Origin of the sequence: Undibacterium sp. CY21W (assembly GCF_014284265.1) — a bacterium.
GTDB lineage: Bacteria > Pseudomonadota > Gammaproteobacteria > Burkholderiales > Burkholderiaceae_D > Undibacterium > Undibacterium aquatile.
The window spans coordinates 17483-30336 of record NZ_JACOGE010000010.1 but is presented as its reverse complement, the minus strand read 5'-3'; the positions used below and the strand labels follow the sequence as shown (position 1 = coordinate 30336).

Genomic DNA, 12854 nt, shown 5'->3' with positions numbered 1-12854 from the left:
GCATACTACAGTCATTAAATGACCATCAATCGCATGCATCGGATTCCGTTGCAATCTCGAAGGAGTAGTAATGAAAAATATCTTGATCATCAACGCACACCAGTTTTATGAAGGCATTTCTTCTGGAAATCTAAACAAGACGATGGCCAACGTTATTAAAGACGAAATGGAAAAATCCGGATATCAAGTACAACAAACTAACGTTGAGCTTGGATATGAGATTGAAGCAGAAGTGCAAAAGCATTTATGGGCGGACGTCATCATTCTGCAATCACCAGTCTACTGGTTCGGAATGCCTTGGATATATAAAAAATATGTTGACGAAGTCTTCACTGCAGGAATGATGCAAGGGGCTTTCATTATGGGCGATGGTAGAACGAGAGAACATCCGAGTAAGCAGTATGGAACTGGTGGGAAATTGCAGGGGAAAAAATACATGCTATCCCTTACTTGGAACGCGCCAAAAGAAGCGTTTGGCAATAAAGAGCAAATTTTGTTCGAAGGAAAAACTGTTGATGATGTATTCATCGCGAATACTGCCAACTATAAATTTTGTGGAATGGAAATACTCCCTTCATTTTCTAGTCATGACGTTATGAAACAACCCGATGTTGAGGGCGACATTTTATTACTTCGTCAGCACTTGACGAACGTCATTAAAATAACCGCGTAAGGGATCGCACGTTGGTAATGGCCTTCCCCCAGCAGCACGGACACTTAGCATTATAAGTAACGCGATGGCAAATCTCATGAGCATCCTAACGTACAAGCTCAGCGGACGGCGAAGGGTTGCACGTCACAGCAGGCCAGAGCCTCAAGCTCGCGAACATGCAGAGACCGGGGCAGTCCTTCCCCGCCGCCTATGGCACAACTAGCGCACCAGCGATCGCCTTCCAAGGCGCGGAGTATTGCTTTCCTGAACTGCAGAGATGCTGCCCGGGCATGCGCTGCCTGAAGTGCTACTCCCGCATAGTCGCAGTCGCGAAGCCAGCCAAGTCGATCCGATTCAGTTGCCAATTGCGCGAACAGCGGGGAAAGAAGCGCTGGGTCTTGCGAATGAGCAATTGCCTGCACCACGGCATCAGCAGTTGCGGTGCTTCCGCCAGTCGCCTGAACTTCGTTGCGATATGCGTGCAGTTCATCCATGACTTTCAACGTCGAAGTTGAGCCGCGAGCTGCGGCTGGGCAAGGAAGGCCCAGAATGAAATGAGGGCTTGGAGTGACCAGCCGTTGCGAGCCGGCTCGAACGCCCGGTTAGCCATCTTCGCGCCTAGCGTTCGCATTGCATTCCCTCATAGTTCCACCGACCTCCGCTGTCGAGGCAGCGATCAACCTGGACAAACTGATGGACGCTTGGCCAAACGCCGAGCACTGCTGAAACTACAGCAAGGGCAATTGTGATTCGCGAAAGCGCTGGAATCTCTCGAATGACGCGGAAAACGGCAAATCCAGCAAAGGCGACTGCGCCTGCGTATGCCAATTGAGCCTGAGATCGCATTGCCCAGCCTTGTGGAAATGGATTTGGCGGCCCGCCCGACATCCACGCCGAAAACGCCGCTCCGTTTAGAAAGAGTAAGGCGAATCCGAGGGCCACAAGAAGCAAAAGCCAAGCAGCGCCTGCGCGGATGATGGAAATTGCTGCGCTCATATTCACCAGATGGCTAACGTGTTTTAATTTTCATTTTGCAACATTAACCGTCAGTGATCAACATGTCAACATGTTGCCCCCCCTTGAAAAGCGCATGAACATTGACTGCACTTGTTTATACTGATAATTAATACAGTATAAAAAAATGGACAAAAGCATCACCCCACAAAAACCGCGCTTGCTGGATCAGGTTCGCGAACGTTTACGTTATAAGCACTACCGTTTATCGACTGAAAAGTGTACGTGTACTGAATACGTTTTTTCATACGCTGGTCCGGGATGCGTCTTCCGGCGATAAAAGTCACGGACCGAATTCTCGGTGACGTTCTCGCTGCAGCGTACGACTTGGATGGAATGTCCCCCCATCTGAATACTTGCCTGCCTCGTGGCTCACAGGGCGCATGCCAATCGGTAGCTCAGTCTCAAGGACAGCAAGCATACCCTCCCCCTAAGGGATCTAATAGACGGCATTGCTGCAGCCACTAAATTTCCACAATAAGGTTTGGATCGAAACCACCATTCTCTGCGTTGCCACCACGCTTCATATAGCCACACGGGTTGCAAACAACCCTACACTTTCCCAGTTTATAATCAAACGAGTCGTGCATGTGCCCATGTATCCATAGGTCTGTTTGCTTGACCAGTTCATCTGAGTTGGAAGCGTATGCCGCAGAAACCATGTCATCGGCGTATCGTTCAGCAACAGAAAGCATCGACGGTGCCATGTGGGTGACGACCACCGTTTTACCTGAGAACTCTTCCGCCAATTTCGTTTTAAGCCAGTGTTTTTGTATCGCATGCATTTTTGCCGTGTCGGATGCTCTTAATTTCCGATATCCAGCGTTGGCCAGTCGAATGCGCTTGTAATCCGTCATGACCGCCTCTGCTTCCCGCATTGCCGCTTGCCTGGCATCGTTCCCAAATAAACAAAAGTCAGTCCACATTGTGGCACCAAGAAAACGAACGCCATCAACAATGAGTTCGTCTTCATTGAAGAAATGGACATGGCTGGTTGCCTCGCAGGCTTCTGCGATCTCAGCTTGTACGCTATCGAGATTTTTACCGTAGGCTTCGTGATTCCCGTGGACATATAAAACAGGAATACCTGCAAAAGTCTGAGCGGCCCACTCCACTGCTTTCGCACCAGTGTGGATGTCGCCGGCCAGAACAACTACGTCAGGCCGGCTGATCGAGATATCAAACTTCGGTGCGAACTCTTTCCAAAGTTCGAGATGTAGATCTGAGAGTGGAAGAATACGCATAGCAGTGCTTTGGTTAGATTTTTTAACGACGTCGGTCTCGCCAGTCTTAAACTCTTCAGAAAAGAGTCCACATTAAGCCAACACTATCGAGGATTATGCTTCGCGCGAGAAACACTAATCCGTAAATGCTGAGATACAGGTAAAACACCTCCCAACCACTCTTTAAATTTTGGCGGCAATACTACGTTTTCGTAATCAATCCTACTAACATAATCGACCATCTTCGATGGGTCATACCCTCGCCCGTAGTGAATCTCGCTACCCTGTTCACGGAAGAAAGCACGGTCGGCGTCCCTAGGCATTCTTCGACCGGAATATAATTGTCCGAGTCCTGCAGGCCATTGTTGCACAAGCTGTATATCTCGCAAGCAATCTTCCAGAGAATGCCTGAAGCTATGGTTACAATAGCCAGACGGAAAATTCAATTCTTGCTTGAGAAAGCGTAAAAACGCTTGACTATAAGAACGACCAAGTACGGGAGACTTACTCTCATCATCAGGAATAGATGAGGGAAAGAGAACATTGGTTTCCTTCCAGGCTGAGCAGTGCTTTACGTAATCGAGCAATCCTAACTCAATCAACTTCGGATGAATTGGAACTACCCTTTGTGTTGCTTCATTTTTCAGCGTACGCTTGAGATCTCCGCTCTGTTCCTCCTCGTTCTCGTCAACTGCGATTCTCAGCATGGCGGGCTCACCAAGTACGATATCCGATTTAAAAAGCTGTAGGGCTTCGGTAATTCTGAGACCGTGATAAAGACAAATTAGAGGCACCCAATAACGCGCAGCAAGGTCACCACGCATTTTCCCGTGCCAATTGTTTGAACTAGGGTCGTACCAATCTGACGAAAAAAGTTGGTTGAGATGAACAGATTCAAAAGGAACCCTTTTTTTCTTCCTTTTGGACTCCTCTTTCTTGCTGATTTTTGGATTAATTATTAGTTCCAGCACAGGATTTTTATCGCACAACCCCTTTGTCTGTGCCAGAGAAAAGCCATCTCGAATCAGGCTTTTCGCTTTCAGCATTGTCGAGGAAGCCCAAGGGTCAACATCATCTTTTAGACGACTCTCCAAAAAATTAAAAACGTCTCCTACTGACACATCAGCGAGCGGCTTATCGCCACAAAATGCGATGAAACGCTGCCAGAACGATACCTTTGCATTCTTGTTTTTCGTGACCGTCGTCGAAAAATGATTACTGAGAAGAGGAATAACATCAGACAACTTAGGTGCCTGTTTCAAAGTTTTTCTCTTTGTGTCTGTTATAGATTCCCACGCAGCAGGAAGCGCCTCGACCGTGAAAGGAACGGTCGGCTTGACTAAGTTACCTTCCTGCCGTTCAGCTAATGCACGATAGCCTGCTTGAATGCTCACCAGCACATCGTAAGTCAGCGTTTGCATCTCCTCCAGCGTTCCGTCTAGCGTGTAGCCGCGGCCTAGCAGTAACTGCGACACGACAGGGAAAAAGGCCTCCACCTCACCAGTGGCAATGGCTCTATTTATCCGTGGGAGCATATCCTTGATATTTTCGGAGAGTTAGTCAAACTCGTCGCCGTCAAGTGCTCGAGTACGCCGAAGCTCCAAATCGACATCGAGACCGGCCAGGTACAAGGACGAGACTTGCTCGCTTAACCCTGCGGAGTTTGCCTTGATGGTATTTAGTCGGGTGCCTGGTGATCGTTTGAGATAGCTATCAATCGAATTCTGGCCCGCCATCATCTGACGCGCGTCCTCAATCATCTTCGTGACCTGAGCCTCAAGCTTAGCGCACTTCGATTTGGCTAAAAGATAGTCTTTGCCAAGGGATTTCTTGAATTCGGATTTATTGATGATGTGCCGGACATCGGCTGGAATTAACTTGCGGTAAGCGTAACCGCTGCTCGTTTTTACCATATTTAGAGGCATATCGACCTTTTCGATCAAAGCTACCTCTAACTGCTTCCTTGTACCAACCATTTGTACCATTCCTCTTCTCTAGAGGCTTGATATTAAAGGATTTCAAGGACTTTGCAAATTTTGGCGGAAGCTGTGACCGCCATTAATAAATCCAACCAATTCCAAATTGGTTGGATTTTATCTTATAAATCATACAGTTAGATCGCAACCATTCCAGTAAAGTCCAATTTATTCCATCAATATCTCACCCAAAATGGCATACCAGATGGCATACTGGATGTCATACTGACTTTTCTCAAAATCAAACTCATTATGGCTATTCTCAGCGATGCAAAAGCACGCAATATCAAACCGGATTCTGGTGCCCTCCCGCACGGTGGCATTATTGGACTCTCGTTAGTTCCTTCGAACTCGAAAGGTTCTGGCAAATGGGTTTTACGTTATGTCAGCCCCATGACGGGCAAACGCAGGAATGCCGGGTTAGGTAGCTATCCAGAGATAGGTATTGCTCAAGCAGGAAAAGCAGCGATCCTCATGCGCGAAAAAATTGCGAATGGCGTTGACCCCTTGGAAGAAAAAGCAAAGGAACTTCGCGCGCCGTCGATGCCAACATTTCAGGAGGCAGCTGAAATTCTCCATAAAGAGTTGCTCCCTGGCTGGAAAAATACCAAACATGGCCAGCAATGGATTAATACGTTGACGCAGTATGCTTTCCCACGTATCGGCAAATTTCCTTTGGACCAAATCCAGCCGAGGCATATTGCAGATACGTTGCGTCCTATCTGGTTAGAAAAAGCAGAAACAGCCAGTCGCCTAAAGCAAAGAATTCATGCGGTAATGGCATGGGGATGGGCGCACGAATTCTGTCGTTCTAATCCGGTTGATGTCGTTGATCATCTACTGCCACAACAACTTGGAAAATCAATACGCACTCAGCATCAACCAGCGATGCCTTGGATGGATATTCCCGAATTCGTCAAAACAGAATTACACGTCGGTAGCCGTTATGATGTTACGCGTCCAATGCTTGAGTTTTTAATTTTGACGGCAGTTCGTTCAGGCGAGGTTCGTGGAATGTGTTGGAAGGAAGTGGATCTGGTGAATGCGGTTTGGACGATTCCAGCAGAGCGGATGAAAGCGCAATTGCAGCATCGTGTGCCGTTATCGGATCGTGCTATCGAGATTCTGAAAAATCAACAAGGAAGACATGAGAATTTAGTATTTCCCTCCCCTCGTGACCAAAAAGAACTCTCCGATATGGTATTGACCAGTTTTTTGCGTCGGGTGAAAGCGAAAAGTGATACCGCTGATCGATGTGCGACAGCGCATGGTTTTCGTTCCAGCTTCAGGGATTGGTGCAGCGAACACGGCTACGCTCGCGATCTGGCAGAACGCGCATTAGCGCATATGGTGCAAAACAAAGTGGAAGCAGCCTACCATCGGACTGATTTGCTGGAACAAAGGCGACCGTTAATGGAGGCATGGGCGAGGTTTATTCTAGGGATATAGACGAACCTCTGTCACGTCCAGCTACATCTTGTCGATGAACTGATGAATTCGCGCCAGAATATCTTCCAGGTCTGGCTGTCCGTTGTAATACAAAGCTGCCGTTTTTTTGTATTCCCTGGAAAAACGTCCCCGCTCCTCAGGGTTCTCAAGCAAGAATGCAGGATTCTTGGCGGCGACCAATTCATCCCCACTTCGGAACCGTTGGATTTTTCTGGCCTCATAGGCTGACGTACCAATAAATTCCTGCACTTCAGGAAGCATCAACAGAGAATAGATATCGTAATAGTGACGCATGAAGTTAGCAGGAAATGCCTCGCCCGCTTTCTGTAGCCGATACTTGGTTGATACGGTTTGCAGCTTTTCAACAAAGGTGTACGTTGGCAAGTAGCATGGGACATTGACTGCGCGATTATCGTAAATCTTTACACCTGCACTCACTGCCGTATCGTAAGCCCAGGACGAGATCGTCACCGGACGATTTGGTGTTGTATCGTCAAACCCCAGTTCCAACAAAATGCCATCCTTAATACCTTCCTGTTGCGCGAATCGATTGGGATAACTCAAGCGAATCCCGGCACTGCGCATTTTTTGATCGTCGAACGCAGTATCACGTTCTACCGTTTCGATTCCCGGAATACGGATGTGTTGTGTCAGCCATTCGTAGTAAGTACGTCGAGATTCAATATGCGCAGGCTTATCATGGTTTCGCCCCACTTTGACTTGTAAATCATCTGGTGGCTCAATGCGAATATCGATGTCTTCCGAAAAACGGTGAATAATACCGAAGCCTTTCGAGAGAGACGTTCCACCTTTCAACTCAAAATTAAAGTGCAGCGCCTGCAAACCCCATAGGCAATGCATAATCCAGTAGTCTTTCTCAACGAGTACGGGATCAATTCCTCGCTGCTCCGCAACGATAGCCAAAAGGTCTTTGAAATCACTTCGTGTGTGCAACAACTCAGCCATGTAACCACCTCTTGAAGCGTTTTTTGGTGGCGACAGATGCAAAATCAGAGATGGCACGTTTCAACTCACCTTGATCAAATCCCGATAGCTTCCGCTCGACCATCTGAAGCACTTGACTCTTATCTTCCGCCAACTCGTCCAAGTTATTGAGTGCATCAACCAATAGGAATTCGGAGGTGAGCTTTTTCGGAAAGCGCGGTTTGACACGAAAATCGAACTGGCGATTTCCGAAGGAAAAAATGCCATGGCGCTTGTGGTTATACACCAGGGTTTTGTTATACAACTGCGACGTTCCCAAACCCAAAGTGTTGTAACTAGAAGGAGAAAATACCAAAAAGTCTTCGTCTCGCAAGAATGTAGCCACCAGTTCATGATCGTCTGGAGGGAGCATGCCAAACACGGATGTCTTAGGCGCATAGTAAAGCCCTTGCGCCAGTCGTTTCAACGTACCGCCAGAAACCAGCGCTCGCAAATGCCGGTCAACGGCATTAGAAACTTGCGCCAAGTCCTCTCTGCGATAGACCTTACCGGCATGAAGCATCCCCGCCACTTGATCTACAGCGTATTGTTTTACAGGTAGTGATGAATCCGAGATGGATGTATTCCGCCGTTCCATTGAATGAATCCTTATTGACGTTTCATGCAAATTATAACAATTACCAGTGATCTATAGAAAAACTATGAGTAACCAGCATTCTGTGTCACCGAAAATCCAAAATAGCTCCACACGTTTCGTGACATTTATTTGCCACGAAACTTGGCTCAATAATCGTCACTCCGCAATAAATATAGAAAAAGTGCAAAGACCAGTCCTATCGCAAAAGCCAGATCGACTCGTCGAACTAATTTCAATACACTATGAGACGCTGACATAAATGCACTTCTACAAATTACCGGAGATAGCGTGTTACTGCAAACCTTGCAATGAATGATCCTGGCGTCAGTAAGCGTGCCAACGTGACATCGACAGGATCGAAACCTGCAAGAATCACTTTGTTGAGCTATTACTCGCGGCGTTCAAACAGGTAAGTTTCTCTCCACCCTCCGAATGCCACGTTTAATGTTGAGAAGACATCTCCGGTCACTGGGGGTTTGGGAAAATGTGATAAACACCGGTTGTGCAGGGTGATATAGCATACCGTGTCGTCCTCTATGGAAGCGCCAGCCTGATCGAATCAATTTTGCGACGAGTTGATTAATATCTTTGTCTTTGCAGTACTGCATAGCTGATCCTTTGTTTTTCTCTAATAGATCAAAAGAATCCAGCTTTTCAGCCATGCAGTCCCGACAGGCTACCGAAAAAATTTATCAAAATGTTCTTTTTCAAAACCTACTTGTGAAATTTTTTCTGCCTGCCCATCAAGTAAGAAACAATGGCATACCGCCCATGGTCAATCCCAACCCAGAGCGCATCAAAGCGTTTAATTGAAGATGGTGGCATTAAGGTCAAATCAGGATCGCCACGATTTATGCCAGAATGCTCAACAAGCATCTTGAAGACTTCAATATCTCCTACTCCAGCAACGAAGAGTGTTGGCGCCCATTCAGATAGATGGTGCGACACAACCTTGTAGCGTCGGTTCGCATTTTCTCCACCTTGGAGCAACGCTTGAATTACCTGACGATAGTCGTCTGCTGGTCGAATGAAATACTCTTTCACTTCCTTAAATATCTTGCGATACTCTTCTGAACTATTAACCATCGCCATTTATGATTGCCGCCGCACCACTAAATCTACGTCCAAAACCGCACCATCTTTCGCATCGTACACATCACTACGATGTCTTTCCCATGAGATATGCCAATTTCTGAGTGAGGTCATCTTTGTGCAGGCTGTTATCTGACGCCAAATCAATTTGCAGACAGTTTTTAACCGCGGATTCTAAATTGGTTTCGTACTAATTTTGGGGGGCAGGTCACAACGTGCAGAGAGGGGCGGGACGGTAGAGTCGTAGCAATCCCACGTGGACGACACGGTGCAGAAGGGCCAGACGGTCGTGTTAGGCTGGTGCCAAAGCGTTAGCACATGAGCTGACGCTCCTCCATCAGTGTCGGTTCGCGCGACACTGGAAGGGCGCGGCTGCCGCGTCAGTGGAATTGCCCAACGCCAGTTCAGCGCTATGACGAAGTCGAATTATTCAATGCGAGGATCGGGCACTTCTTCCAGTGATGCCGCAAAACTGCACTCCCGCAAGTGCTTTTCCAACAAATCCTGCTCGGGAATATCTATTTCCACAGCTCGGTAGTAGCCTTCGATATCAGTATTGTCGAAACCCTTTACTCGGAAATCGACCGGAACTATACACCGAGCAAAAAACTCTGCCTTGGGCGACTTTCTCAGGGCACTAATTATGCCATCGACAACCGATCCCTCCGGGCCTATTTGGACCGGCATTTTTAAAGTGTACTCTTCGAGCCCCCGAGTCACTCCGAAATGGATTCCGCCTAAAATAACGTTATACAGTGTATCCCAGTGACAATAGCATATATCGTCGTCATATATACCTTCGCGCAAGTACGAATTTGTGACAACCAGACCAAAAACCTTAGTTACCTTCTCGCGCAGAGAATCATCGTCAGCCCACTCAGCAATTTGATTTAAATCTCGCTTCAGGGCAGCGCATTGCTTACGGCATTGGTTCGACTTTTTCTGGAGCCGATCCTCTATATCGCAAAATTCATAAGCTTCGGCTGGCGAAGGAAGGGAAGCAGTCTCGATGACGAATGCCGTATCATCAACTATAATCAGCAAGTCTATTTCCTCGTCAGACTTTTGACGCGGATGCAAACTTGTTCCTATGAATTTCATGTGATCCCGATGGGGGCTCTTTGCGATTGCATCACGTATCGCCTCGGCCAATAGTCGTTCGTTAGCAGGTCCCTTGCTATCGAAGGCAATCTTCAGTTCTTCATGATTTTTTGACCAAGCATTCAACAAACGAGCTTGATGCGCTCCTTGCAATGGCCACCAGAGCAACAGCACATCATCCCCGGCAGCGAGCAAGGGCTTATCCCATAGCGTAGCAGATTTAGATGGTGTGAAACTGAGAAACTCAATACACTCTTTCACCCTATCTGCAGACAAAGCAACACAGTGTTTAATAGTTTCGATGATTTGATCGCGCAGCAATCGGCTCTCGATAAGGATTGATAACTTATCCTTATCCTTCACGATATCTAACGGCGATGTTAACCGATAAATTTGAGCTGCCATCGTGGACAGCTCGGTCCAAATGACAATGATTTCGCTGATATAAAGTCCCACCTGCGGATGCATTTCTCGTATAAAGTCTGCCAGCGAGGCATCCTGCAATATGCCGTGTGAGCGGCGTGCTTCAAGCAATAATTTTCGTTCCTCATCAGGCACGAGAAAAGCTGGTAGTGGCTGCACAACCAGGCGCCCTTTATACAGTCGCACGTAGGGAACAAAGACGTTGTTATCGGATGTCTCGCTGTTCTCCCTCTTGAAGCTATCGATGGACCTTGTCATCAAGGCTGGCCGTCTCGATAAATCAACGGTTGCGCGCACCGCTAAGTCACTTGCGCATTCATCGACGAAGTAGCTACCGCAGTCATGGGCGACAACAACGGCAGTTCGCCACCAAACTACCGAGTTCCATACGCGTTGAATCGACAGACTGTGCTGGGCTAAATCCATGAGATTTCCAAGCACGTCTTCGATAGTCATACCTGCATGTTGCTCGCTTTTTAGTTTTCCGAGTCCGCCGGTACGTCCGAGTAGTTTCAATGCACTACCGATGGCATCTACAACAGCCTCCATCGGTGGCTGAATTGCATGAGAGTTCCCCGCTGCATCAGTGTAGCATCGCATTTCACCAACACGCTCGCTAGCAATGACATCAACCCCTTTCAGCGCTTTTTCGAGACTCTGGAATACTTGAAGCTGCACGCGGTTTATCCGCGCGGAGAAAAACCGGCTTAATTCTTCAATCGTTCGAAAATGAAGGCTTTCGGAAAGCCTTTCAACGCTTGCGTGAACACGCTCGGTTTGATTAGCGAGCATGAGCCCTAAAAGGTAAACGTTATGATCTTCGGGACTGCCGTCGCGTTGTGCCTCATATGCCTGTTGCCAAACATTCTTGTCAAACCCATATCCCGTAGGATTAGGTATCGACTTTGGTTTTTGCCGAATTGTTTCGATAAAGTTCAATCTCATGAGAAGTCTCCTTCCATCTATAATTCAGACGCAACTATACTTGCAATATTTCGACGGACAAGCTCGACATAGGGTTTGTGGCCCAAAAACTGGGAATCCGCGGATGCTGACGCGAACTCAACTCGCCTTTCCTAGATTGCGTTGCTTTGCATCGGAGTGCTCTGCTGCTGGCATGTGCTCGCGCTCAGAGTTGCCCACGGCTCTGCCCTGTAAAGCGGCCGTACGAGAGGTTAGACGCGCCGCCGAAGATAGTATCCGAAGCAATCGGGGAAATCGCACATTGATTGAGAAATTTAAATTTTTACCGTCCTTTTTCCACATTTATCGAAAAATTCGCACAGTTTCCGGAAAAGCCTTAAGTTGAACGCCCCCCCTGCGAACGTGCTCCCCCTGAGAGACCGAATGAACACCGCAATAACAGACGCAACCACAGCACTGTCTGAAAATTTTCTCGCCGTACGTTCAGACAAACTGAAAGAGTTGCGCATCTCTATGGCAACCCTGCGCCAATTGAACTATCCGATGGCAGCTATCGCCAAGGTTTCGCTAGTAATCGATACGAATATTCTTCTCGGAGAATTGCGCTGGCTATCTTCGAAACGGCACACAGAAGACGCCAAAACGAGTCTGATGGAAGTGATAGAAGCCGAGACAGTGACGCTGTACGCTCCACCAGTTTTTTTTGAAGAGGTAGAAGAAAAAATTCCGCTTATGGCGATAACCCAAGGTCTGGACGCCGAAATTATGCAAAAGCACTGGGAGGTGTACAAGGCTAAAATCATTCTCGCAATTCCCGACAAGAACCTAGTTGAGTCATTGAAAGCCGGAGTTGACCCGAACGACGCCGAGTTCGTGGCGCTACAGCAAACGCTTGGGGCCGATGGGGTCTTAAGCAAAGACCCGCATATCGCAGCGATGGGCGGAAATAAGGTCTCGCTCGATTGCATCTTTTATCTGAAAAACTACTCTCGCACAGCTGCCATCGAACTCAACATCAAAGTTGCTGGCGCAAGCTTTACCCTCGCCGGTCTGACAGCGATTCGCGCATGTGTTGGCGGCATCCAAGCGCTCTCGCGAAGAATTCAAACAGCACCCGACTGGCTGAAGTTTGCCCTATTCCTCGGCGCCCTGCTCACACTTGCAAATCCGCGCAGCAGAGCCAAAGTGTTAAATGCCGTTAATGCCTTGTTGGAAGGCGCGGCCACTACCCTGCCTGCAGTACTCGACTTAGTTTCGGTGGCTGCGCAACTAGCAAACGAAAAAGAAAGCCAGTCAAAAGCTCATCTGGATAAAGCTCTCGCCGATATATCAAAGTTCAAGAAAGCCGGTTAAGCCGATGCGCCTAAAACAAATTTTCTCAACAAAGGGTTACCGGTAGCCGCAAAACCGGGACGGTA

The 12854-nt window shown here is 47.8% G+C and carries 10 protein-coding genes; 3 read left to right on the top strand and 7 right to left on the bottom strand.

The genetic code is table 11. The annotated features are described in order from the left end of the window. The first annotated feature begins 70 nt into the window (after nt 1–70). Nucleotides 71–673, top strand: a complete 603-nt coding sequence (locus tag H8K29_RS17585; protein WP_186898641.1) for an NAD(P)H-dependent oxidoreductase — start codon at nt 71–73, stop codon at nt 671–673. Nucleotides 674–2130: 1457 nt separating this feature from the next. Here H8K29_RS17585 and H8K29_RS17580 read toward each other — a convergent pair. From H8K29_RS17580 to H8K29_RS17570, 3 genes are all read right to left on the bottom strand, one after another. Next, nucleotides 2131–2910 carry a metallophosphoesterase gene (locus H8K29_RS17580; protein ID WP_186898640.1) on the bottom strand — a complete coding sequence of 260 codons (780 nt, stop codon included), beginning with the start codon at nt 2908–2910 and terminating at the stop codon, nt 2131–2133. Nucleotides 2911–2993: 83 nt separating this feature from the next. Further along, the gene (locus H8K29_RS17575) at nt 2994–4310 is read right to left on the bottom strand and encodes a hypothetical protein (RefSeq protein ID WP_186898639.1); all 1317 of its coding nucleotides are present in this window, start codon (nt 4308–4310) and stop codon (nt 2994–2996) included. Nucleotides 4311–4445: 135 nt separating this feature from the next. Beyond that, the gene (locus H8K29_RS17570; RefSeq protein ID WP_186898638.1) at nt 4446–4874 is read right to left on the bottom strand and encodes a DUF6538 domain-containing protein; all 429 of its coding nucleotides are present in this window, start codon (nt 4872–4874) and stop codon (nt 4446–4448) included. A gap of 243 nt (nt 4875–5117) precedes the next feature. On the opposite strand from H8K29_RS17570, the gene H8K29_RS17565 reads away from it, so the two are divergent. Continuing rightward, nucleotides 5118–6314, top strand: coding sequence for a site-specific integrase (locus H8K29_RS17565; RefSeq protein WP_186898637.1), 1197 nt, complete (start codon nt 5118–5120; stop codon nt 6312–6314). Nucleotides 6315–6335: 21 nt separating this feature from the next. Here the strand turns inward: H8K29_RS17565 and H8K29_RS17560 are convergent, their stop codons facing one another. From H8K29_RS17560 to H8K29_RS17545, 4 genes are all read right to left on the bottom strand, one after another. Further along, nucleotides 6336–7280 carry a nucleotidyl transferase AbiEii/AbiGii toxin family protein gene (locus H8K29_RS17560; RefSeq protein ID WP_186898636.1) on the bottom strand — a complete coding sequence of 315 codons (945 nt, stop codon included), beginning with the start codon at nt 7278–7280 and terminating at the stop codon, nt 6336–6338. After that, complete coding sequence (locus tag H8K29_RS18090) at nt 7273–7896, bottom strand: hypothetical protein (RefSeq protein WP_255423441.1); 624 nt, start codon at nt 7894–7896, stop codon at nt 7273–7275. Before H8K29_RS18090 ends, H8K29_RS17560 begins: the two co-directional genes overlap by 8 nt. A gap of 714 nt (nt 7897–8610) precedes the next feature. Beyond that, on the bottom strand, nt 8611–8988 hold the full coding sequence (locus H8K29_RS17550) for a hypothetical protein (protein WP_186898635.1): 378 nt from the start codon (nt 8986–8988) through the stop codon (nt 8611–8613). A 426-nt stretch (nt 8989–9414) separates the two neighbouring features. Then, complete coding sequence (locus H8K29_RS17545) at nt 9415–11457, bottom strand: hypothetical protein (RefSeq protein WP_186898634.1); 2043 nt, start codon at nt 11455–11457, stop codon at nt 9415–9417. Between the two features lie 402 nt (nt 11458–11859). Between H8K29_RS17545 and H8K29_RS17540 the strand changes: the two genes are divergently transcribed. After that, nucleotides 11860–12789 carry a PIN domain-containing protein gene (locus H8K29_RS17540; protein ID WP_186898633.1) on the top strand — a complete coding sequence of 310 codons (930 nt, stop codon included), beginning with the start codon at nt 11860–11862 and terminating at the stop codon, nt 12787–12789. Nucleotides 12790–12854 lie beyond the last annotated feature (65 nt).

What these genes read in the sequence shown, in the direction of transcription:
- H8K29_RS17585 (WP_186898641.1), top strand. Translation starts at nt 71, where the DNA reads ATGAAAAATATCTTGATCATCAACGCACACCAGTTTTATGAAGGCATT.
- H8K29_RS17580 (WP_186898640.1), bottom strand. Translation starts at nt 2,910, where the DNA reads ATGCGTATTCTTCCACTCTCAGATCTACATCTCGAACTTTGGAAAGAG.
- H8K29_RS17575 (WP_186898639.1), bottom strand. Translation starts at nt 4,310, where the DNA reads ATGCAAACGCTGACTTACGATGTGCTGGTGAGCATTCAAGCAGGCTAT.
- H8K29_RS17570 (WP_186898638.1), bottom strand. Translation starts at nt 4,874, where the DNA reads ATGGTACAAATGGTTGGTACAAGGAAGCAGTTAGAGGTAGCTTTGATC.
- H8K29_RS17565 (WP_186898637.1), top strand. Translation starts at nt 5,118, where the DNA reads ATGGCTATTCTCAGCGATGCAAAAGCACGCAATATCAAACCGGATTCT.
- H8K29_RS17560 (WP_186898636.1), bottom strand. Translation starts at nt 7,280, where the DNA reads ATGGCTGAGTTGTTGCACACACGAAGTGATTTCAAAGACCTTTTGGCT.
- H8K29_RS18090 (WP_255423441.1), bottom strand. Translation starts at nt 7,896, where the DNA reads ATGGAACGGCGGAATACATCCATCTCGGATTCATCACTACCTGTAAAA.
- H8K29_RS17550 (WP_186898635.1), bottom strand. Translation starts at nt 8,988, where the DNA reads ATGGCGATGGTTAATAGTTCAGAAGAGTATCGCAAGATATTTAAGGAA.
- H8K29_RS17545 (WP_186898634.1), bottom strand. Translation starts at nt 11,457, where the DNA reads ATGAGATTGAACTTTATCGAAACAATTCGGCAAAAACCAAAGTCGATA.
- H8K29_RS17540 (WP_186898633.1), top strand. Translation starts at nt 11,860, where the DNA reads ATGAACACCGCAATAACAGACGCAACCACAGCACTGTCTGAAAATTTT.